Annotated in this window: 16 protein-coding genes; 7 read left to right on the top strand and 9 right to left on the bottom strand. The window is 50.0% G+C overall.

Features of this window, described 5'->3' with window-relative positions; genetic code table 11:
- Nucleotides 1-303: 303 nt before the first annotated feature.
- Entirely contained in the window at nucleotides 304-3,255 is a 2,952-nt protein-coding gene (locus IE064_RS15125; RefSeq protein ID WP_189618582.1) for a TonB-dependent receptor domain-containing protein, read from the top strand.
- 80 nt (nucleotides 3,256-3,335) lie between these two features.
- Here IE064_RS15125 and fumC read toward each other — a convergent pair whose 3' ends face one another.
- Complete coding sequence (fumC, locus tag IE064_RS15120) at nucleotides 3,336-4,766, bottom strand: class II fumarate hydratase (RefSeq protein WP_189618581.1); 1,431 nt, start codon at nucleotides 4,764-4,766, stop codon at nucleotides 3,336-3,338.
- 140 nt (nucleotides 4,767-4,906) lie between these two features.
- Nucleotides 4,907-6,016, bottom strand: coding sequence for a glycerol dehydrogenase (locus IE064_RS15115; RefSeq protein ID WP_189618580.1), 1,110 nt, complete (start codon nucleotides 6,014-6,016; stop codon nucleotides 4,907-4,909).
- A 194-nt stretch (nucleotides 6,017-6,210) separates the two neighbouring features.
- Between IE064_RS15115 and IE064_RS15110 the strand changes: the two genes are divergently transcribed.
- A complete protein-coding gene (locus tag IE064_RS15110; RefSeq protein WP_229800084.1) occupies nucleotides 6,211-7,038 on the top strand; it encodes an SDR family NAD(P)-dependent oxidoreductase in 828 nt (275 codons plus the stop codon).
- Here IE064_RS15110 and IE064_RS15105 read toward each other — a convergent pair.
- Nucleotides 7,035-7,679, bottom strand: coding sequence for a MarC family protein (locus tag IE064_RS15105; protein ID WP_133037434.1), 645 nt, complete (start codon nucleotides 7,677-7,679; stop codon nucleotides 7,035-7,037). The two genes, IE064_RS15110 and IE064_RS15105, sit on opposite strands and share 4 nt — an antisense overlap.
- Before the next feature lie 235 nt (nucleotides 7,680-7,914).
- Between IE064_RS15105 and IE064_RS15100 the strand changes: the two genes are divergently transcribed.
- Complete coding sequence (locus tag IE064_RS15100; protein ID WP_308427329.1) at nucleotides 7,915-9,567, top strand: LytS/YhcK type 5TM receptor domain-containing protein; 1,653 nt, start codon at nucleotides 7,915-7,917, stop codon at nucleotides 9,565-9,567.
- A 7-nt stretch (nucleotides 9,568-9,574) separates the two neighbouring features.
- Nucleotides 9,575-10,309 (top strand): LytR/AlgR family response regulator transcription factor, encoded by a 735-nt coding sequence (locus IE064_RS15095; protein WP_189618579.1) that lies wholly within the window; start codon nucleotides 9,575-9,577, stop codon nucleotides 10,307-10,309.
- Between the two features lie 66 nt (nucleotides 10,310-10,375).
- On the opposite strand, the gene IE064_RS15090 is transcribed toward IE064_RS15095, so the two are convergent.
- Together IE064_RS15090 and IE064_RS15085 are read right to left on the bottom strand one after the other, a co-directional pair.
- The gene (locus IE064_RS15090) at nucleotides 10,376-11,554 is read right to left on the bottom strand and encodes an MFS transporter (protein WP_189618607.1); all 1,179 of its coding nucleotides are present in this window, start codon (nucleotides 11,552-11,554) and stop codon (nucleotides 10,376-10,378) included.
- Between the two features lie 320 nt (nucleotides 11,555-11,874).
- Entirely contained in the window at nucleotides 11,875-12,318 is a 444-nt protein-coding gene (locus IE064_RS15085) for an energy transducer TonB (RefSeq protein WP_189618578.1), read from the bottom strand.
- A 212-nt stretch (nucleotides 12,319-12,530) separates the two neighbouring features.
- On the opposite strand from IE064_RS15085, the gene rstA reads away from it, so the two are divergent.
- The 3 genes from rstA to IE064_RS15070 are packed head-to-tail and all read left to right on the top strand — an operon-like array spanning nucleotide 12,531 to nucleotide 14,879.
- Complete coding sequence (gene rstA / locus IE064_RS15080) at nucleotides 12,531-13,235, top strand: two-component system response regulator RstA (protein ID WP_189618577.1); 705 nt, start codon at nucleotides 12,531-12,533, stop codon at nucleotides 13,233-13,235.
- Between the two features lie 3 nt (nucleotides 13,236-13,238).
- Entirely contained in the window at nucleotides 13,239-14,567 is a 1,329-nt protein-coding gene (gene rstB, locus IE064_RS15075) for a two-component system sensor histidine kinase RstB (protein ID WP_189618576.1), read from the top strand.
- 51 nt (nucleotides 14,568-14,618) lie between these two features.
- Nucleotides 14,619-14,879 carry an acid-shock protein gene (locus tag IE064_RS15070; RefSeq protein WP_133037440.1) on the top strand — a complete coding sequence of 87 codons (261 nt, stop codon included), beginning with the start codon at nucleotides 14,619-14,621 and terminating at the stop codon, nucleotides 14,877-14,879.
- A 43-nt stretch (nucleotides 14,880-14,922) separates the two neighbouring features.
- Here the strand turns inward: IE064_RS15070 and IE064_RS15065 are convergent, their stop codons facing one another.
- The 4 genes from IE064_RS15065 to IE064_RS15050 form a co-directional block, all read right to left on the bottom strand.
- Nucleotides 14,923-15,756: a transporter substrate-binding domain-containing protein gene (locus IE064_RS15065; RefSeq protein WP_189618575.1), complete on the bottom strand. Its 834-nt coding sequence runs from the start codon at nucleotides 15,754-15,756 to the stop codon at nucleotides 14,923-14,925.
- Between the two features lie 339 nt (nucleotides 15,757-16,095).
- Nucleotides 16,096-19,242: a beta-galactosidase, LacZ type gene (lacZ, locus tag IE064_RS15060; RefSeq protein ID WP_189618574.1), complete on the bottom strand. Its 3,147-nt coding sequence runs from the start codon at nucleotides 19,240-19,242 to the stop codon at nucleotides 16,096-16,098.
- 66 nt (nucleotides 19,243-19,308) lie between these two features.
- Nucleotides 19,309-20,745, bottom strand: a complete 1,437-nt coding sequence (locus IE064_RS15055; protein WP_189618573.1) for an aldehyde dehydrogenase family protein — start codon at nucleotides 20,743-20,745, stop codon at nucleotides 19,309-19,311.
- A gap of 26 nt (nucleotides 20,746-20,771) precedes the next feature.
- The gene (locus IE064_RS15050) at nucleotides 20,772-21,770 is read right to left on the bottom strand and encodes a 4-hydroxyproline epimerase (protein WP_189618572.1); all 999 of its coding nucleotides are present in this window, start codon (nucleotides 21,768-21,770) and stop codon (nucleotides 20,772-20,774) included.
- Nucleotides 21,771-21,773 lie beyond the last annotated feature (3 nt).

Below are 21,773 nucleotides of genomic sequence, written 5' to 3'. Positions count from 1 at the left end.
GCCTAATCAACTTACCCAGCGACATCGGATGACAACCGCCAGTCACAATCAAAAACACAAAAATAAACAAATACAATTAGTTACATTTAAAAATTTCAATAAGTCATCGCACTTTACTACCAAAAATATAGGTCATTACAACATCGCCCTTATCTCCGCATTTACAAAATTATATATCGAATATCGTATAATATATTTGACATACCATTTTGATTGTGTGTTTATTATACATGTTAGTAAAACGTGAATTAACTAACACCACAGAACAACAAGACCCATACAGATGAAGTGAAGAGGAAAGCCATGAAGAGCGATGCAGCAATTGGACGGAGGGCTCTGGCAGTGTGTTTACTGCTGACCACCACACCGCCATTTCTGAGCTATGCCGATGAAGCTGACGATGCCAACGGCGACAGCACTCAGAAAGAGAAAAAAATGGAAACCGTGACGGTGACGGGCACCCGTATTCAGCGGGCAGAATTTGCCACTAACAGTCCTATTTCTACGGTGGATGAGAAAGATATCAAGTTCCAAGGGGCGACGACTGTGGAAGGTGTCCTCAATAAGATGCCGCAGTTTACTCCCGACGCTAACGAGAACGTCTCCAACGGTGCTGATGGTACAGCGCAGATCAACTTGCGTAATCTAGGTTCAAACCGTGTGCTGACGCTAGTCAATGGACAACGTATATTGCCCACCATGGCCATGGACATGAACTTCATCCCCTCGGCGCTGGTAAAACGCATTGATGTGGTCACTGGCGGTGCTTCTGCCGTTTATGGTTCCGATGCTATTTCCGGGGTGGTTAACTTTATTCTGCAGGATGACCTTAACGGCATCGTATTTGACACTCAAGCCAGTACCTATCAGCACAATAACAATGATGATGGTTTACGAGACTTGGTGAGTAGCTATGGCTATGAAACGGCACCAAGTTCAGTCACTGATGGTGAAAAATATGACTTCAACTTAGCCGCAGGTACTGACTTTGCTGACGACAAAGGCAATATAACGTTTTATGCCGGTTACCGCCGTACTGAACCAGTAGTACAAAGTGAACGTGACTACTCTGCCTGCTCTATCAGTGCCAACAGTACGCTTAATGGCTATGCTTGCGGCGGCTCCGGCAACAACCCTTGGGGGCGTTTCACCGTGCTGAGTGGCCCCAATACTGGTGGTTCTTATAACAACACCAAAGATGGTCAGAAAGTCTGGGATCAATACAGTGATGACTATCTGTATAACTTCAGTCCGCTCAACTACATCCAGCGTATGGACCGCCGTTACACTGCCGGGATGATGACTCACTATAATGTTTCCGACACCACGCAGGTGTACGGCAGCTTTATGTTTATGGATGATCACAGCTTCTCCCAAGTCGCTCCTTCAGCGTTATGGTTTGGTAGCGATTTCGCCATCAACTGCGATAACCCACTGATGAGCGATCAACAACGTTCAGCGTTGTGCGGCTCTGCGGCGGGAACCAGTGAAGTGATTGACACTTATGTGGGCTATCGGCTCGACGGTACCAATGCCCGTCCGCGCCGCGATGATCTGCGCCATACCGACTATCGCTTTAACTTTGGTCTGAAAGGTGACATTACCGATGGTATCAGTTATGACGTGAGTTACCTGCGTACGGTGGCGCTATACCAAGAACGTTACATGAACGATGTTGATCAGTTCAAAGCGGCCAACGCGCTACTGGCGGTTACAGATGATGCCGGGAATGTGGTGTGCCAATCCGTCGTAAGCGGTACAGACAGTGACTGTGTGCCGATTGATGTGTTTGCCTACAGTGGTATTTCAGATGCGGGGCTGGACTATATTCTCACCACCAGCTCCACTGACAGCACTCAGACCTTGGACGTACTCAGTGGCTTTAGTCAGATTGATCTCGATTATTACGGCATTAAGCTACCTTGGGCAGATATGGGGCCAGCATTGGTGATTGGTGGCGAACATCGTCGCGAAGTCTATGAATTCAATGCGGATGCCATCGCCAAAGCCAATGGTTCTGATGATGCCTACGGCGAAATTAAAGTGAGTGAAGGCTATACCGAGCTGGATCTGCCCATTATTGAAAATGCGCCAGGGGCAAAATATCTTGGTGTTACTGGCGGTTATCGTTACTCAAAATACGATAATAACGACGACCAAGGTAATGACACCAGCTACAGTGCTAATACCTATAAAGTAGAGCTCACTTACTCTCCGAACGATGACCTGCGTTTGCGTGGCAGTTACAACCATGCGATCCGCGCACCGAATGTCAACGAACTGTTCTCTTCGCAGGGCCTATCCAACTACTCAGGCAGCGATCCTTGTGCTGGCAGCAACCCATCGGCTACCTTCGAAGATTGCGCTCGTACTGGCGTAACAGAAGCACAATATGGTCATATTGTGGAATGCCCCGCAGATCAGTGCGTCTATCAGTTTGGCGGTAATCCCTACCTAAAACCGGAACAAGCCGATACCTACACTTACGGAATCGTGCTCACCCCTACAGCAATACCGGATCTGTCGGTATCTCTGGATTATTACACCATCAAGGTCAAAGACTATATCGGCACTATCGATCCAACTTTGATTATCAACCAGTGTCTCAGCACCGGTAACAGTTACTATTGTGACCTGTTCCACCGCAGCGGTGCGGGTTCGCTGTTTGGGACCGAAGGTTATGTAGTCTCCACCACACTCAACACCGGCTATTTGCAAACCTCCGGTATCGATATCAATGCCGCTTACCAGTATGAACTGGGCAAATGGGGGGCGTTGAACTTCCAATTGGTGGGAACTTGGTTAAAAGAGATGGTGACTGAACCACAACCTGGTCTTGGCACCTACGATTGTAAAGGTCTGTTTGGCCCAACATGTGGTCAGCCAGCCCCGACTTGGCGCCATAATGCCCGCATGACTTGGGCAACACCTTGGTACGATGCCCAAGTATCATTGCTGTGGCGTTATCTGGGAAGCGTGGATCTTTCATCCAACACCGACAATGAATTCCTGGCAGGAAGTGATCATTACTACGTTAACGACCATATTGGTGCCTACAACTACTTTGATCTGTCCGGTAGCATGACCTTGACTGACAACATTCAGTTGCGGGCAGGGATCAATAACCTACTGGACAAGGATCCACCGGTGATTGTCTCTAACGTGTTGAGTTCCTTTGGCAACGGCAACACCTTCCCAGGCAGCTATGATCCGCTAGGACGTCAGTTATTCATTGGCCTCACCGCCAAATTCTGATCGATTCCGAGTTTTACAGGGTTACTCCCTTACCCTCCCTGTAAGCCAAGCCCCTGCAAAGGGGCTTTTTTTGCGATAAATCAGTCATTAGGCGCTAACATCTGCTCTGGTCTAACCGTCTGATTAAACGCTTCTTTGTTTAAAAAACCTAATTGCTCTGCCGCCTGTTGCAAACTGATATTGTCTTTCAGCGCCTTCTTCGCGACCTGAGCGGCCTTATCGTAGCCAATTACCGGATTCAAGGCAGTCACCAGCATCAGGCTATGCTCAAGGTTATGTGTTAATTGCTGATGATTGGCCATCAAGCCCTGCAGACAATGTTCGTTAAAACTCGCGAGTGCATCACTAAGTAACTGAACACTTTGCAAGACATTGTGAATGATCAAGGGCTTAAACACATTGAGTTGCAGCTGACCCTGCATGCCGCCAGCAGTCACTGCCGCGTCATTGCCAATGACCTGGCAGCACACCATGGATAACGCTTCACACTGCGTTGGATTGACTTTGCCCGGCATAATGCTGGAGCCAGGCTCGTTGGCGGGTAACAACAACTCATTTAAGCCACAGCGCGGGCCACTGCCCAGTAACCGAATATCATTAGCCAACTTCATCGCGGCAACGGCGGTGGTTTTCAAGGCACCTGATAGCTGCACCAGTGGCTCATGGGCGGCTACCCCAAAAAACTTGTTATCCATTTCGCGGAATGGTTGTGCCAATTCATCGGAGGCATATTTCACCACTAATGCCGGAAAGTCCTTGTGGCTGTTAAGACCGGTACCGACTGCTGTGCCCCCGATAGGCAATGCCAATACACCGTTAAGTGATTGTTTTAGTCCGGTTCTGACAAACTGAAACTGTGTGGCAAAGGCGCTAAATTCCTGCCCTAAGGTCAAAGGTGTCGCATCTTGCAGATGTGTTCGACCAATTTTGATCAGCGCCTGCCACTCTACTGCCTTGTGCTGCAACGCAGCAATGATGTTGTCCAGCACAGGTAGCAACTGCCGCACTAGGGCATCACTGGCGGCCAGATGCATCGCGGTAGGGAAAGTATCGTTACTGCTTTGGCCTTTATTGACATGATCGTTGGGATGCACCGGTGTCTTACCACCGCGTTTGCCCGTCAGTAGTTCATTGGCACGGCCCGCCAGCACCTCGTTGAGATTCATATTGGTCTGAGTGCCGCTGCCCGTCTGCCACACAACTAACGGAAAATTGTCTTGGAGTTGTCCAGCAATCACTTCATCGGCAGCTGCCACAATCGCCTGCGCCACGCTACGATCTAGTAGCCCGAGTTGCAAGTTAGCAAGCGCCGCACTTTTTTTCAGAATGGCATAAGCCCGGATAAACGTTGGTGAAAAGTTGAAGCGTTGAGCGCCGCCGATGCGAAAATTTTCACTACTGCGTTGCGTCTGTGCGCCCCAGTAACGGTCTGCGGGTACCTGGATTGAACCCATGCTGTCCTCTTCACTACGGTACGCGATGGTGCCGTGTTGAACTGTGTTATTTGCCATAACAAGGTCCTTTTCTGATTGCAGGTATGCTTAACTCTATGCCTATGCCAGCTAGCTGGCTACACCAAACTGTCGGTTAGGTATAACAACAAAAATCCCCGTATTAAACGGGGATTTTTTAAGCGGTCACTGCGTAAAAACTACGCTTGTGCTTTATAACGTTCGGCCATGGCGTTGGCGGCAATCATCGCTTGATAGACATCATCTTCGGTCAGTTCCATGGTCATATTGCCCATGGTGTCACCTTCCGCACAGGCGATTTTGGCCACATTGCGCCACTCCGCTTCGACAAAGGTTTTCAGTCCCATATCGGCCAGAGTGAGCGGCAAGCCGACAACTTTGATGATACGGATAACTTCATCAATTTCAGACTTAGGCGCATTTTCCAGCACCAGTTGGGTCAACAGCCCAAATACCACTTTTTCACCGTGTTGCGCCCGATGTAGATCAGCTACTGCAGACATGCCGTTATTGACCGCATGCGCACACGCCAAGCCACCCGCTTCGGCACCCACACCGCTCAGATAAATAGTGGCTTCGATGGTCTGCTCCAATGCTGAGGTCACAATTTTGTTTTTGACTGCATCCATGGCGGCTTCGACGTTTTCACTCAGTAATTCAAAGCACAGTTTTGCCAAACCCAAGCCAGTACGTGAAGGCTTTTTCAGTACCAGATTCACGCCATCAGCGGCATAACAGGTACGCGCCTCAAAGTAAGTTGCCAACGCATCGCCCACACCGGCGGCGAAGAAGCGCGCTGGTGCCGCACATAGAATGGAGGTATCGGCAATCACCGCATCAGGATTCTGTGGCAGGAACAGGTAACGTTCAAATTCGCCTGTTTCAGTGTAGATAACCGCCAGCGCGGTACAAGGCGCATCGGTGGACGCAATTGTCGGGTAAAGTACCACTGGTAACTTATGGTAGTAAGCAACCGCTTTAGCGGAGTCGAGGGTTTTACCGCCACCCACGCCCACAATCACGTTAGCGCGTTGCTGTTCGGCCAAAGCCCCGAGACGCTTGATCTCTGTCTCACTACATTCGTAATTAAATTTTTCGACAGCGGCTTTAATGCCTGCATCAGTCAAGCTACTAACGGCTTCATCCTTGACCCGATTCAGAATAAATTCATCGCTGATAATGAAAGCGTTATCACCAAAATCCTTAACATAGTCATGCATTTGACCCAGCAAGCCTTTGCCGATGATGAATTTTTTAGGTGAGGTTACAGTGCGTGGTGTGATAGTCATAACTCCTCCGAGTTTCATGTTGCGTCCCTTAATTCTGTGACACACATCATACTCCAATTAATTAACCACAGCTGAATTTCATGCTGCATACCCCTGAAAATAGTATGGCAATACAACTTGCCAAAGACGCGATCTATTAGCGTTAAACTGTTGTATCAGATAGCATCAATCACAGCTCAAATGGAATGGAGAAGATGATGACCGATCTCAGACAACGGACAGTACTGATCACCGGCGGTGCCTCAGGGATTGGGCTGCTTATGGCACAACATTTTGCTAAAGAAGGCGCAGCCAAGGTGGTGCTGTGGGATATTAATGCCGCCTTACTGCAACAAGCGGTCAGCTCACTGCAACACCATTTTGGTCTTGAACGGATCTGTGGCTGGCAGGTGGATATCTGTCAACTATCACAGATGCATGAAGCACTGCAGCAGATGCATGTCGCTGGCATTAACGTTGATATTCTGGTGAACAATGCTGGCATTATCGTGGGTAAGCAATTCAGCGAACATTCGGCCGAAGAAATTGACCGTACTATGGCCGTCAACGCCATTGCCCCGATGCAACTATGTCTGGCGTTACTCCCCAGTATGCGTGGCAATGGCCTAGGCCATATCGTCAATATTGCTTCCGCTGCGGCTTTGGTGGCTAATTCCAATATGTCTGTCTATTGCGCCAGTAAATGGGCGGCTGTGGGCTGGTCGGATTCACTCAGGTTGGAAATGATGCAGCAACGTACTGGGGTGAAAGTCACCACCGTGATGCCTTATTACATCAACACCGGGATGTTTGCTGGCGTGCAATCGCGGATATTGCCAATACTTAAGCCAGAAAAGGTTGCCAAGCGCATTGTAAACGCAGTGAAACAGGATGCGATCATCCTGAAAATGCCGCGTCTGCTATATCTGCTGCCGCTATTGCAAGGGCTGCTGCCGCAACGCTGGTTTGACAAAGTGGTGGGCGAGTGGCTGGGAATTTACCACACGATGGATACCTTCCACGGCCGTAATAATAAAGATTAACTGCCCCCCAACGCGAAGGCATTTTTAATGCCTTCAATCACCATACCGGTACCAATCACCGCCACAATCAACCCCATTAGCCGGGTAATTACGCCCATAGCCGCACGGCCGATATAACGGATGAAACGCTCGCCAAAAATAAATACCACATAAGTGATCACACATAACAACGCAAAGGCGAGAATGATAAAACTGATGTTGATCAAGCCACCGTCTGCAGACAGGTTCATTGCCGTAGTAATAGTGCCTGGGCCAGCCAACATCGGCATTGCCAGCGGAAAGGTTGCCGGATCATCATCGCTGCTGTCACTGGCAAGTGAATCATCCAAACTATGGGGGTGATGCATACGCGAATGTTTACCCTGTAACATGTTGATACCTATAAGGAATACCAAACATCCACCAGTTATTCTAAAGGCATCCATATTCAGGCCAAACAGTCCGAAAATCATTTTACCCGCCACCGCAAACGCCAGCACGATGATAAACGCTTGGATTACCGCCCGCCGGGCGATAGCCACCCGATGCTGTGAGCTCATGCCTTCGGTAAGTCCGAGAAAAACCGGGGTATTGGCAATCGGATTCATGATGGCGAAAAACGCCATAAATGCGGTGGCAAAGTGCAGAAATAATGCATCCATCAGTGGTCAGTATCCTTAGCGGCCGGAGTTGTTATGGTAGCAAGCTGTCCAAGGCATTTCAGCAGTTATTACCCTTAAAAATACTGATATCAGTCACTTCTTCTGCCATTACAGCAACGCCGTCCGCAACTGAAGCGGAATAGCGGGTTATTGCCATATTTTTGTATGTCGGCACATGCTAATCTAGTCCCTCATTACCGCCAGATATTGCCTGTATCGGCGCATGGGAGGAAAGGTGTATTCCGAGCAGTTGATGATGCTACTGGCCGTACTGGAACGGGCAGCGCTGATGCTGATGGCGCTGTTTTTGCTCACCAGAAGTCAGCGTTTTCAGCAGATTTTTCAGAAGAAAGATCGCCATCCTTGGGAACTGATATTGGTCTCCCTGCTGTTTGTCTGTTTTGCAGTGTTCAGTACCTACACTGGCATCCATGTAGAAGGCTCGCTAGTTAACGTGCGCATTATTGCGATCATGTCGGGTGGCTTGCTGTTTGGGCCAGCGGTAGGGATCCCGGCCGGAATTATCTCTGGTATTCACCGTTATCTGATTGATATTGACGGCCCGACCTCGATTCCCTGCCTGATCAGCAGCATCACAGCGGGCTTGTTGTCCACTTGGATGTATTTCCGCTGTAAACGTGAACAACTCTGGCTGTGGGGCATTATCGGCGGCATGTTGTGTGAAGGCTTAACCATGCTGCTGATTGTGACACTGGCACCACAACCGCAAGTAGGCTGGAATATTGTCAGCGTGATTGCTTTCCCGATGATCTGCGGCACTATTTGTATCGGACTAATCGTACAGTTAGTGCAAAATCTGGATGATGAGAAAGAGCGTATTGCCGGGCAACATGCCAAACTCGCGCTGGATATTGCTAATCGCACCCTACCCTATTTTCGTGAGAATAACCGCAGCGGCCTGCGTCAGGTTTGCAGCATTATCCGCGAACACATCAGTGCTGACGCGGTGGCCATGACCAATACTGACGATGTGCTGGCCTATGTGGGCCATGCCGAGGCCGATTATTGGCAGCATTACCACGGCATGAGCAGTGTTACCCGCAAGGCGCTGGATTCAGGCAAAGTGATTATTAACAACGGCATTGATTATGCCGATTTTCACTCGCTGATGATTGTGCCGTTAACCGAAAATAACCAAGTGACCGGCACGCTGAAAATCTACTATTGTCACGAAGGCCGCATCACTGACTCACTGAAAGAGATGGCAATTGGCTTGTCACATGTGATTTCCACACAAATTGAAGCCGCCCGCAGTGATCAACTGAAACAGATGGCGGCCAAGGCAGAGTTTTCAGCGCTACAAAACAAGATTAATCCCCACTTTCTGTTTAACAGCCTCAACGCCATCTCCTCATTGATCCGCCTGCGCCCAGAAGAAGCGAGGCAACTGATCTCCAATTTGGCAGATTTTCTGCGCTATAACCTCAAGCGCAATGAGGAACTGATCGATATTCAGGAAGAGCTGGAGCAGGTACGCGATTATGTTGCCATCGAAAAAGCCCGTTTTGGCAAGAAACTAACCGTTACTTTTGATGTGGACGACGTGCACCAGAAAGTCCCGGGGCTGTTACTGCAACCTTTGGTAGAAAACGCCATTTTGCACGGTATTCAGCCCGTACGCGGTAATGGCGAAGTTACCATTGCGGTAAAGCAGCATACAGATCAGTTGCTGGTCACCGTGCGCGATACCGGCAAAGGTATTGATGAAGCGATTATTGAGGGCCTGTATCATGGAAAAGTACCGAGTGACCATATCGGACTGATGAATGTGCATGAACGGGTGAAACTGCTGTACGGTCACGGATTGACGATTCGCCGCTGCGAACCCGGCACCGAAGTGTCTTTTAGCATTGCTCAACGAAAATGAAACCAATATGAAAGCGATTATTGTGGAAGACGAACCGCTAGCGATGGAAGAACTGCAGTACATCATCCAAAAACATAGTCAGCTAGAGGTGGTAGCGACCTTTGAAGACGGATTGGATGCTTTTAAATATCTGCAACAACAGCAAGTGGATGTTGCCTTCTTAGATATCAATGTGCCCTCAATTGACGGCATGTTACTGGCACGGAATATTCACCAGTTTGCCAAGAAGCCCTTCATCATATTTACCACCGCTCATAAGGATTTCGCCGCCGAAGCATTCGAGATAGAAGCCTTTGATTATATTCTTAAACCTTTTAACGAAAACCGCATTCAAGGCGTACTACAAAAACTGGAGGCCAGTGCTGAAGCGGCAACCGCCCCACCGTCGTTGATGACCGCCTCGCCATCACGCAGCAGTACGGTAAACCTTTATAAAGGCGAGCGTATCTGTGTCGCAGACGTCAGTAGCATCTTATATGTGGAAGCAGCCGAGAAGTTGACCAAAGTGTTCACGGCCAACGACGACTTTGTGGTACCGATAACCATCAGCGAATTCTTTGAGAAGTTACCGCCGGAGCAATTTTTCCGCTGCCACCGTTCATTCGGCATCAATCTGACCAAAGTGCAGGAAATCACCCCTTGGTATAACAGCACCTATCTGGTGAAACTCCAGGGGAGTGAACATCAGTTGCCGGTCAGTCGCAGCCACATCCGCGAGTTTCGCGAACTGATGGGGCTTTAGGTAAAAAAATGCCCCATATAAAATGGGGCCAAGAATGGTGCCTATCAAGCAATTAAACTACCGCAGTTACACTAACGAGGGCACGCGGTTAGGTGCCTTAACTAGCAATGACAGCAACAACGACAACGCCAATAACCCAAAAATCACGCTGAAAGTGGCGCTAAAACCGCCTAACAACGCCGCCACCATCGAGCCACATAAACTGCCTATACCAAAGCCCAGATAAATTGCGCCGTAATTCTTGGTGAGATTATTCAACCCGAAGAAATCACTGACCAGCGACGGGTACACAGTGATGGTGCCGCCGAAACTAAAAGCGATACATCCTAGGGCCAAATAGAAGTTCATTATTGTCATGTGACCAAATAACAGAATCGTCATCCCCAGCAGACTTGATGACAGTGCCAGTGATATTACCCGCATACGCGGCATCTTGTCGGATAGCACTCCCAATACCAAGCGCCCGCCAAGGTTCGCCATGGCAATCACTGCCACAGCGTTGGCAGCAATAGAGAAACTCAGCCCGGCATACTGTTCACCAATATCTTTGGCTACGCCAATCACATATAAACCACTCATACATACCGTCAAGAAAATCAACGCCAGCATCCAGAACTGTGGCCGCATCATCGCTTCTGCTAAGGTGAAATCATTGGTTTGTCGCTGACCGCCCGCGGCCTGTTTTGGTGCATCGCTCATCAACAGACCACCGATAACCACCATGACTGTAGCTATCGCCCCCCAATACAGGAAGGTGTTATTCAGTCCCACATGTTCCAACAACGCTAAATTGATGTACTTGAAGCCGAGGCTCCCTAAACCGTAAGCACCGATGGACAAGGCTGAAATAGCACCTTTGCGCTCTGGAAACCAGCGCACGCAGTTTGAGAGCGTCAGTAAGTATCCAGTACCGTCAGCAAATCCCAACAGCAAACCCGCGCAAAGATACAGCATGGCAACACTGCTGGCATGGGCCGTAAGCAGCAACCCGGCCCCCATCATTAAGCCAGCAGCAATAGTGACTTTTGTCACCCCAAAACGCTCCTGCATCTTGCCGGAAATAGACGATGCCAGCGCCAGCGACAAACCGAGAATACCGAAGGAAAAAGCCACGTTGTCCACCGGGACGTTAAGCTTTTCGGCCAATCCCGCATTAAACAGACTCCAGGTATATACCGAACCCAAGGCAAACTGGGCAATGATAGTACCGATGAGAGTCAGCACTCTGATGCGACTGACTGACATGACGCGTTGTTGCTGACCGGAATAGTTTTCCAGGGTAATCGTTTGATTGACGCTCATAACATACTCCTCGCAAGCGGGTTTATCCGCTGAAGTTCGCTGTTGATGAGGTCAATAAACGCCTTCTGCTATACCACCACAATAGCCGCGGCCAAAGATAAAATGAGTTGCCTCCAGGCCGGAATGAAATGCAAATTATCGGTATGAATTGCAGTTCAGGAATTGCTTAAATTTACAACGCACTATCTGTAGGACAGAAAGAGAAGAAACTAAACTGGCAACAAACGGCTAGAATAGGCAGTCATTGACTGCCCTGGCATCCGTTAACTGGCAGTACCACAATGTTGCTGCCATTGCTTAAGATTGCGCGAACCGCTGGTCTTGAATGATAAGTCAACGATAGTCAACACTGGCTGGTGTTGCGGATTGCTACTGGCAGCCGTCCAACGCCACTTACCTACAGCTTCGGCTGAAGCAAAATCAAATACGTCTTGTGGATAAGATTGCAAGAGTTTGACGTAATCAACTTTTCCATCGGCGTTAATTGCCAGCAGCAGTTTTACACATCCTGCTTCGAAATTTTTCGCCATTTCAACCGGATATCGTGGTTCCTCACGATGCTTAAGCACCCAATAGCTCGCCATCTCTTGGGATGATGCCTGGGTTAAGTCAACATACTGAGTGGCCGCGGCATTGGTTTGCGGTGAGGTAGATTGGCAACCGCTAATAGCAAACGCAAATGCACACAATATCAACGCTAATTTCATGAAAACTCCTTGGCTATGCCCGAAAAACTTACGAGGAAAGCAACCATGCCCCCTGATAATCGCCGACAAAATCTACTACAAATCCCTTTTAATCGACAGAGTTAATTAAGGCAGCAACGTTTATCCAGCATGGCGTGGCTGGAAATATTTACAGTGCCCCATTTTCTTCCCCAACCGCTGCGTTATGCTGATGCTACTTAGCAGGAGAGTATATGCACCGTATTTTACTCGTAGAAGACGAACCAGAAATTGGTCAGTTGATTAGCGACTGGCTGGCAAAACATGATATGCAGGTAGTGGTGGAAAATCGTGGCGACCTTGCATTACAGCGGGTACAGGAAGAAAAGCCCGAGCTCATTCTGCTGGATATCATGTTACCGGGTATGGATGGTCTGTCGCTGTGCCGCAAACTGCGCCAGAGTTTTCACGGACCGATTGTGATGTTGACGTCGCTCGACAGCGATATGAATCAAGTGCTGGCACTGGAACTCGGCGCGAATGATTACATTCTGAAGACCACACCGCCTAACGTGTTGGTTGCGCGGTTGCGGGTACAACTGCGGCAGCTTGCCAGTATCACCCCGCAGCAACCGCCAAAAATGTCTGGCCGCCTGCAGTTGGGGACATTAATCATCGACTATAACAGCCGCGACGTCAGGTTACAGGGACAAGCGGTAGCACTGTCCACCAGTGATTTTGAACTGCTGTGGCAATTGGCGAGTCATAGCGGCCAGATCCTCAGCCGTGAAACGCTGTTCAAACAACTCAAGGGTCGCGAATATGATGGGATAGATCGCAGCATGGATGTGGCGATATCCAGGCTCAGGCAGAAACTGGGAGATAACGCTGAACTGCCCACTCGGATCAAAACTATTCGTAACAAGGGCTATCTGTTAGTTGCGGATGAGTGGTCATAAACGATGCGTCATCTATTTACCCAATTCTACCTGCTGGTATTTGGTTGTTTTCTGGTGGCGGCATTGCTGATGGGAGGCATCTACCAATTTACCGAAGAGCGCACCGGCAACCGCTATCTGGAAGGCTTGGTACAGGATTTTCTGGACCGCCTTACGCAGGAATTAGCTACCGTGCCACAGCCGCAGTGGCCTGCCAAAGTCGATGATTTCAGCCAACGGCTGCATCTGGCATTACACACGGCACCACTGGATACCCAACCGCTGGCCCGAGAAGATATCGCTTTTCTACAAGCTGGCAATATCGTGATAGTTGAGGACGACGCCACGTTTCGCCAGCGCATCCCCAATAGTAATATGGTACTGATTATCGGTCCGGTGCCTTATTTGTCGTTCCGACACGAACAGCACTGGCTGGTATTGGGTTTTATTGTGTTGCTAGGGCTATCGCTGGCAATCCCTATTCTGTTGTGGATGCGACCACATTGGCGCGATATGCAGCAGTTAGAAGCCGCCGCCAAGCGCTTAGGTAACGGTGAACTCAACGCCAGAGCCGCACTGGACAATAGCAGTAGTCTGGCAACCTTAGGTCATACTTTTGACCAGATGGCACAACGGTTACAGGAACTTATCAGTGGCCGTAAACAGCTTACCGATGCCATTGCCCATGAACTGCGTACGCCCTTGGTACGTTTGCGTTACCGCCTGGCGTTACTGGAACCGGCACCAAGTCAGGCTGACAGTGCGGCATTGGAACATGACATTGAGGCCTTGGAGTTTCTGATCGAAGAGATGTTGACCTACAGCCGACTCAATCAACCAGAACTACCGTTACAGTTGAGTGATATGGAGTTGGGACAATGGGCCAGAGAACGCTTGGCCGACTGGCAGGCACAAGGCGCGGCACACCGGGTGACGCTCAGTTGTCCTATGGCACCGATATATTGGCGCGGTGATGTGCGCTTGTTAGCGCGGGCGATGGATAATCTAGTGGGCAATGCAGTGCGTCATGGTCACAGTGAGGTGCAGATCCGGCTGACACAGGACACCCCCCAATGGATTTGCCTGTCAGTGCAGGATGATGGCCCAGGAGTCGCAACAAAAGAAGCCCAGCGCATCTTTGAGCCTTTTGTCAGGCTTGATGAAAGCCGCGACCGACGCACCGGTGGCATTGGCTTAGGCTTGGCAATTGTCCGCAGTATTGCCCAGTTACATGGCGGAGAAATCAGCTTACAACCCAGCAACCAAGGGGCGCTTTTTTGCTTAAAGTTGCCTGTACATTTGGATACAAACGGTTACCAGAGCAGCACAGACCCGCAGCATCCAGCTGCCTAATATAACTAGCAAAGGAGCACCGGGCTCCCGAGTCTATCCGAGGTCTGAATTATGAAAAAAATGCTGCCACTGGCCATTGCCGCTGTTTTTGCCCTGAATACCGCCGCTGTTATGGCTGCTGAACCTACTACTAGCACTGAAACTGCACCACAGGTTGCTACCCAACACAGCACTAATCCTCAAGTTAAACAGGTGAAAAAACAGCATCACAAGAAAGCTGAAAAGAAAGTTGTGAAAAAACAGGCTAAGAAAGCAGAGAAAAAAGCCCCAGCAACTGAAGCTCAGCCTCAAGCTGCCAAAACTGCAGAATAATCTCATTGCAGTACAGTCGAAGCCTCGCAATAGCGGGGCTTTGTTATTTGTTGATTGGCGCTAGAGGGGATGGCTGCAAATTGATGTTGTAGCGCTGATATTGTGGATCCAATGTTTTAATAAAGGGATTGTCTAACCGAATAATCCGCCGCTGCTGTAATCGATTAATGGACGGTTCAAAATAACGGTTCCATAAACGGATAAAACTGCCATCTTCATAAGCCCGCACCAGCCCAAGATAAACACGTTGTGCATTTTGTGCGTTATTTTTATCGGTAACGAAAAAACGTGGCAATGGGTAATACAGCGCCAGACAAGGTTCCACCTGCAACATGCCGTAATCATGAACGGCGTTTTGTCGCTCAATATCAATCTCATTCACTGCGCGGAAAAACAGGTCGGCACGGCTTGCTCGCAACATATTAAACATATTCTCATACTGGTTGACCTGTTGCACTTTGAAGCCATTGGCCAGCAGTATCTTGCTATCCAGCCAACCGATCCCTTGAACAATACTCAGCTGTTGCAGTGCTGCTTTATCGAGCTGACAAAAACGCTGCAGCTCAGTTCCTTCAGCCCGGATGAATGCCACCCGATAGCCGTCCATACCACGAGCCAACGGGAATGCCACCACCGCAAAGTCGGTAAGCATCTCATCGGTTACCGACGCCCGAACAAACATATTGTCAAAGTGACCCTGCTGTAATTCGCGCAGTAACCTGGCTTTATTCAGATAGTTTCCGGCCTCCTGCATAACAAACGGGCCATATTCATCCTGCGTTTTTTCCAATGCCAGCTGCAATGCCTCCTTGACGAAAGCTTTACGTCCATCCAAGTTGCCTTCTGCAGCCTGATAACGAAACACCGTGGGTGTCACATCAGCAGACCTCCCTGCACAACAAATCAACATCAATAACAACGCCAGCAGGCATTGCCAAGCTCGGAGGCTCCGCAGAGTTTGCGCAGTGAAGGGCATAACCGTTTTTACCAAGAGGACAAAACACCGCCTTAGTGTAAGACTTACATACTGTTTTCAATAGCATTATTCATAAAAACTGCGGCACATAGACAGCCGTAGTACTGACTACCATTCACCCTAGTGCTGTCGCTCTCCGACAGCGACCTGAGTTTGAATGTATCAGTATGCTAAGCGCTGTGATTGCGCAGGACACTGTGTGGCGGGCAGCGATTAACAGCCCGCGATTAACCAGAAAAATTACCTTGTTGTCAGTGGCTGTAACAGCAACTGCAACCGATAATGCTGCTGTTTGGCTGGCAACAGACGGTAAGCGTCATAAGGCAATGCGCCCCAGCTGGTATCACCCCCAACGCCCCGTTGCCGTAGATCCAGACACAGTTCCGTCATGGGTCTGGGGACTATGTCTGTGGTGTGACGGTTTGGACCATCTTTCGGGTAATCCAAATCGGCAATGGTGTTGTGGTGTGCAGTAAAATCAAACTGCGGAGCACCACTGATGCGCAGTCCAATGCCCTGCTGATTACGGATCTCCAACCAGCGGGTATCACTGCGGTTACCATTTTCCTGTGGACGGATATATGGCGTATAGAGTTCACTGACATCCGCATGGTAGATGCCGAGATAAGCGCTCTCTTTACGATCCTGATAGTTCTCCCAAGGACCACGGCCATACCAGGCGACACTATCGAAACCCTCCGGTAACTGCATTTTCAGTCCAAATCGCGGCATTTCCGGTAAGTCCTTTGCCAGATTGGCCTGATAATCCACCGCTACCGCACCATCTCGGCCGATGCGGTAAACAATGCTGCCATCGCTGTGCAGTGTTGGGAAATGTAAGGTGAACTGCACTTGTGCAAATCCTGCTTGCTGACGCAGTCGCACTGCAGTTACCTGCGCCGCAGTGTCAGCCTGTTTGTAAAATTCCGCCGTCTCGTTAGCGAATTTATTGCCATAATCGTTATCGGTCAGCGCTCGCCAGAAATTGGGGAACAGCCCTTGTTTTACCAATTCCACCCCAGCGACGCGATAGCTCACTAGACGAGCACTGTGCTTATCAAACCGTAGCTGACTGCGTCCGGCACGAACAGTGACTTTATCGCTGTCTTCTGCAATCTGTAGATCTTTAGCCGCTGTCAGTTTAAGTGTGTTAGCTGCCTGTGGCTGCAGCAGGAGCTGCTCACTGGCAACCTCATGCCCGGCAGGCAGCAACCCCGCCGCTTCACGGGTGACAAAACGGAAATTGAGCGCATATTCTTTATCGGTGGCAAACGGAAAATGCTGCAATGCGGCAATCGTGATATCGGATGTCTGTTGTGCCGCCGTGGTTAGTCGCGGGAGTTCGCCTTGCGCAACCAGTTTGCCATCTGCTAGCAACTGCCACGCTCCGTTAATATCACTCAGATTTTTAAAGAAATTACGGTTAGTTATGCGGTACTGGCTGTTACTCAAGCGCGTTACTGCCAACGGCTGGTAGATCTTTTTCACTTCGTGCAATGCTGGATGCGGCGTGCGATCTGCTGCCACCAAGCCATTAGCACAAAAGTTACCGTCATTCGTGGTGCCTGCTGGCTCGAAGTCGCCACCGTAGGCGAAGTAGCTGCGACCATCCGCGCTATGTTTCAGCAAACCTTGATCGACCCAATCCCAGATGCTGCCGCCCTGCACTTGCGGATGGGCATACACAAAGTCCCATAACTCCTTGAGGTTGCCACTACTGTTACCCATCGCATGGGCATACTCTACCCAGATAAACGGCTGCTCTGGATATTTCCCCAAATACTTGCTGGTAATTTCCTCACGATTGGCATACATCCAGCCAATCACATCGGTCATTTTCTCTTTGAACCAAGTAGTACGGCTTTCAAATTGCACCACACGGCTGTCATCCATAGCTTTTGCCAACTGGTAAGATGCTGACAGATTCGGCCCCGGGCCGGTTTCATTACCCAATGACCAAGAAATAATCGACGGATGGTTTTTATCACGGGCAATCATGCCGTGCATCCGATCCAAAATGGCGGCTTTGAACTGCAGATCGTTACCGATACCGTGTTCATCGAAGCCATAACCGTGAGACTCCATATTGGCTTCATCAATCACGTATAAGCCGTATTGATCGCACAACTGATACCAGTAAGGATCATTGGGGTAATGTGAGGTACGCACCGTATTGATATTATTCAATTTCATCAATCGGATATCGTTCAGCATGCTGGCCTGAGAGATTGTCTGACCCGTCACGGGATCATGCTCATGCCGATTAACCCCTTTGATGATAATCGGCTGACCGTTTACCAGCAATTGCCCATGCTGCAGCTCGACACTGCGAAAACCGATGGGCTGGTAGATCACCTGATCTTCCGCACCCTGCTGTTTTACGGCGATCAGTAATCGATAGAGTTTCGGCACTTCCGCCGACCACGGCTGAACCTGTGGAAAACGATGTTGCAACGTCAGCGGCGCAGTTTTACCGGCGGCCACCTCAAGCGAACTTTGTTGCTGCCACAAGGACTTATCACCATCATACACCGCCGTAACAACGCTGAGTTGTGCCTGCTGCTTGCTGCTGTTCAGCAACTGCAACGCCAAGGTTAATTGACCATCTTGATAAGCATTTTGCAGTACAGCTTTGGCGCTGAAATCCCACAACTGCGCTTTGGGTGATACTTGGATAAACACATCCCGCTGAATGCCGCTCATGCGCCAGAAATCCTGGTCTTCCAGATAACTGCCATCGCTCCAGCGATAAACTTCTACCGCCAAACTATTGTTGCCAGGCTTAACATAGTCAGTGATATCAAATTCCGCCGGCAGTTTGCTGTCCTGGCTGTAGCCCAGTTTCTTACCGTTGATCCACACATAAAAAGCCGATTTTACCGCGCCAAAATGCAACACCAAACGTTGCTGTAACCAGTCAGTTGGCACCGTAAAATCCCGCCGATAAGAGCCCACCGGATTGTATGAGGGATCAATGTACGGCTTATTCATCGGAAACGGATAGCCAGCAGAGGTGTAGATCGGATAATCATAGCCCTGCATCTGCCAGTTTGATGGCACGGTAATTAATGGCCAGTTTGAAACATCAAAATCGTTTTTATAAAAAGCTTCTGGGCGTTCAGCTGGTCGTTTAGCAAAATGGAAATGCCATTGACCATTGAGGGAATAGTACTGGCTGGAACGTTCTGGCTGCTGCGCTAGCGCCAGCTGCGCTGAGGGATAAGAGATAAAATAAGCACGATCCGGTAGTTTATTGATGTCGAAGACGGCCGGGTCTTCCCAGTCATGATGAGTGGTGATTTGGTTTTGCTGGCAGGCACTGAGTAACAATAACCCCAGTGCTAGCCAGTATGTCTGTGCCAATTTTTCCCTTGCCTGTCGCCACATAAGCGCTTCCTCCCAGATAAAAAAAGGCTACACAGGACAGAGTAACTGTGCAGCCTTAGATGACACCTAAGCTTTCAGATAAGTGGTTTTTGCCACCGTATAGAAGGCTTTCGCCGCACGGCCCTGCTCACGGGCACCATAACTGGAAGCGCCCACGCCGCCAAATGGCACATGGTAATCAATCCCAGCGGTAGGCAAGTTGATCATTATCATCCCAGATTTAGCGTAACGTTTGAAATGCTCGGCATATTTCAACGAGTTAGTGCATAAACCCGCCGACAAACCAAAACGGCTGTTATTCACCATTGCCAACCCTTCTGCATAATCCTTGACCCGGAACACCGCAGCAACTGGGCCGAAGATCTCTTCCAACGCGATCGGATCATCGGCTTTGGCATGATCAAACAGGGTCGGGGCAAAGAAACATGCGGGCATCTCCACCGCAGTGCCACCACAGACAAGTTGCGCGCCAGGATATTGTTCCATCTTGGCAGTTTGGCCGCTGATCAGTGCTTTTTGATTAGGGGAAGCCAAGGGGCCAATTTGGGTTGCGGCATCCAGCGGGTCACCGAGTTTAAGTTGCTTGATCCGCGCCACCAGCTTGCTGACAAATTCATCGGCAATCGCCTGTTCTACCACAATACGGGAGGTGGCCGTACAACGTTCACCTGCAGCGAAAAACGCGCCATTTAAGGCATTTTCCACGGCGGCATCCACATCGGCATCCGCCAGCACCAACAGTGCATTAACGCCGCCCATTTCGGTTTGTACCGGGATTGCACGTTCCATGGCCGCCAACCGCACTTTCTTGCCGGTAGCTTGAGAGCCAGTGAAACTCAGTGCATCGATGCCTGCATTAGCGCAGATAGCCGCGCCGGTTTCGCCACCGCCAAGGACCATGTTAACGGCACCAGGCAGCACGCCAGCTTCGTGAATGAGTGCCATCAAGCGCGCCGCAGTGGCCGAAGAGATTTCAGAGGGTTTCCACACCACGGTATTACCAAATGCCAAGGCTGGGGCAATCTTCCAAGCGGGGATGGCAATGGGAAAATTCCAAGGAGTGATCTGCCCGATAACGCCGACAGGCGCATATTCCACTTCCACCATGGCACCGTTGCGGGTGGATTCCAGTCGCTCGCCGACAATGCGCAGCGCTTCACCGGCAAAAAAGCCGAAAATACGGGCAGCGCGGCCCACTTCACCTTTGGAGTCAGCAAACGTCTTACCGGTTTCACGGGTGATCAACTGCGATAACTCATCGCTATGTTGCACAATCAACTGCTGCACTTTTGCTAAGGCATCTGCACGCTTTTCAATGCCTTGATCGCGAAATACCGCAAACGCCGCTTTAGCGGCAGTCACGGCTTGCTCGACGACATTGGCATCTGCCGCCGGAATTGTAATTTGTAAATCGTCAGCCTTGGCAGGATTCTGCTGCTGCAATACGGCGGTGCCGCTGACGTCGGTGCCACCGATGTGATGGCTCAGATGAATAATCTGCATCTAGTGTTTTCTCCTGTCACCGGTTGTCAAACAACCTGAAAACCCTCCGCAAAAGGCTCGTCATCATCAATCCAGATCTGATTGAAACCTGTGGTGTAAGCTGTGCCCTGAATGGACGGAATGATAGCAGGATGGCCCGCCAGCTCAGTGGCGGCTTCGACCCTGCCGATAAAACGGCTTTTGATATAACTTTCATGAACAAAGGTGTCGCCTACCGCGAGTCGGCCTTTTGCCACTAGGTGTGCCATGCGCGCAGAAGTACCAGTACCACAGGGGCTGCGATCGATAGCTTTATCGCCATAAAACACCGCATTACGCCCGTGAGCATCGGCTGATGCTGGCTTATCCGCCCACAACACATGGCTAACCCCTTTAATGGCTGGGTTTAGCGGATGTACCGGCTGAAACTGTTCGCGTACTGCGGCGCGCACCAACGGGCTGAGGCGCAAAATATCGGCGGCGCTGAAGCTGTCTAGCCCAGCGTAACTGGCCTGAGGCTCCACAATCGCATAATAGTTACCGCCATAGGACACATCGACCGTTAACAGCCCGCAACCGGGAATATCGATATGAATATCCTCTGCCGCCAAGTAGGAAGGCACGTTGGTCAACTTCACCCATTCAACCTTCTGCCCTTGTTGCTGGTAGCTGACTTCTATTAGCCCCGCGGGTGCTTCCATCACCAGTTTACCCGGTGTTTTTGGCTGGATCAGACCATGTTCCAGCCCAAAGGTGATAATGCCAATCGAGCCATGGCCACACATGGGCAGACAGCCGCTGGTTTCAATAAATACCACGCCAAAATCTGCTCGCGGATCTTTGGGCGGATAGATAAAACCACCAGACATCATGTCATGCCCGCGCGGTTCAAACATCAGCCCTTTGCGGATCCAGTCAAACTGCTCCATAAAACACACCCGCATATCACTTAGACTGTTGCCAGCAAGCTGCGGATGTCCCCCAACCACTAACCGCACCGGGTTGCCCGCGGTGTGCCCATCAATGCAGAAAAATGTATGTCTCATGGC

The organism is Shewanella fodinae (genome assembly GCF_014651955.1).
GTDB lineage: Bacteria > Pseudomonadota > Gammaproteobacteria > Enterobacterales > Shewanellaceae > Shewanella > Shewanella fodinae.
This window is presented reverse-complemented; position numbering and strand designations above follow the sequence as displayed.

Bases quoted from the DNA above. Each gene is read 5' to 3' on its own strand.
- IE064_RS15125 (WP_189618582.1), top strand. From the start codon at position 304: ATGAAGAGCGATGCAGCAATTGGACGGAGGGCTCTGGCAGTGTGTTTA.
- fumC (WP_189618581.1), bottom strand. From the start codon at position 4,766: ATGGCAAATAACACAGTTCAACACGGCACCATCGCGTACCGTAGTGAA.
- IE064_RS15115 (WP_189618580.1), bottom strand. From the start codon at position 6,016: ATGACTATCACACCACGCACTGTAACCTCACCTAAAAAATTCATCATC.
- IE064_RS15110 (WP_229800084.1), top strand. From the start codon at position 6,211: ATGATGACCGATCTCAGACAACGGACAGTACTGATCACCGGCGGTGCC.
- IE064_RS15105 (WP_133037434.1), bottom strand. From the start codon at position 7,679: ATGGATGCATTATTTCTGCACTTTGCCACCGCATTTATGGCGTTTTTC.
- IE064_RS15095 (WP_189618579.1), top strand. From the start codon at position 9,575: ATGAAAGCGATTATTGTGGAAGACGAACCGCTAGCGATGGAAGAACTG.
- IE064_RS15090 (WP_189618607.1), bottom strand. From the start codon at position 11,554: ATGTCAGTCAGTCGCATCAGAGTGCTGACTCTCATCGGTACTATCATT.
- IE064_RS15085 (WP_189618578.1), bottom strand. From the start codon at position 12,318: ATGAAATTAGCGTTGATATTGTGTGCATTTGCGTTTGCTATTAGCGGT.
- rstA (WP_189618577.1), top strand. From the start codon at position 12,531: ATGCACCGTATTTTACTCGTAGAAGACGAACCAGAAATTGGTCAGTTG.
- rstB (WP_189618576.1), top strand. From the start codon at position 13,239: ATGCGTCATCTATTTACCCAATTCTACCTGCTGGTATTTGGTTGTTTT.
- IE064_RS15070 (WP_133037440.1), top strand. From the start codon at position 14,619: ATGAAAAAAATGCTGCCACTGGCCATTGCCGCTGTTTTTGCCCTGAAT.
- lacZ (WP_189618574.1), bottom strand. From the start codon at position 19,242: ATGTGGCGACAGGCAAGGGAAAAATTGGCACAGACATACTGGCTAGCA.
- IE064_RS15055 (WP_189618573.1), bottom strand. From the start codon at position 20,745: ATGCAGATTATTCATCTGAGCCATCACATCGGTGGCACCGACGTCAGC.
- IE064_RS15050 (WP_189618572.1), bottom strand. From the start codon at position 21,770: ATGAGACATACATTTTTCTGCATTGATGGGCACACCGCGGGCAACCCG.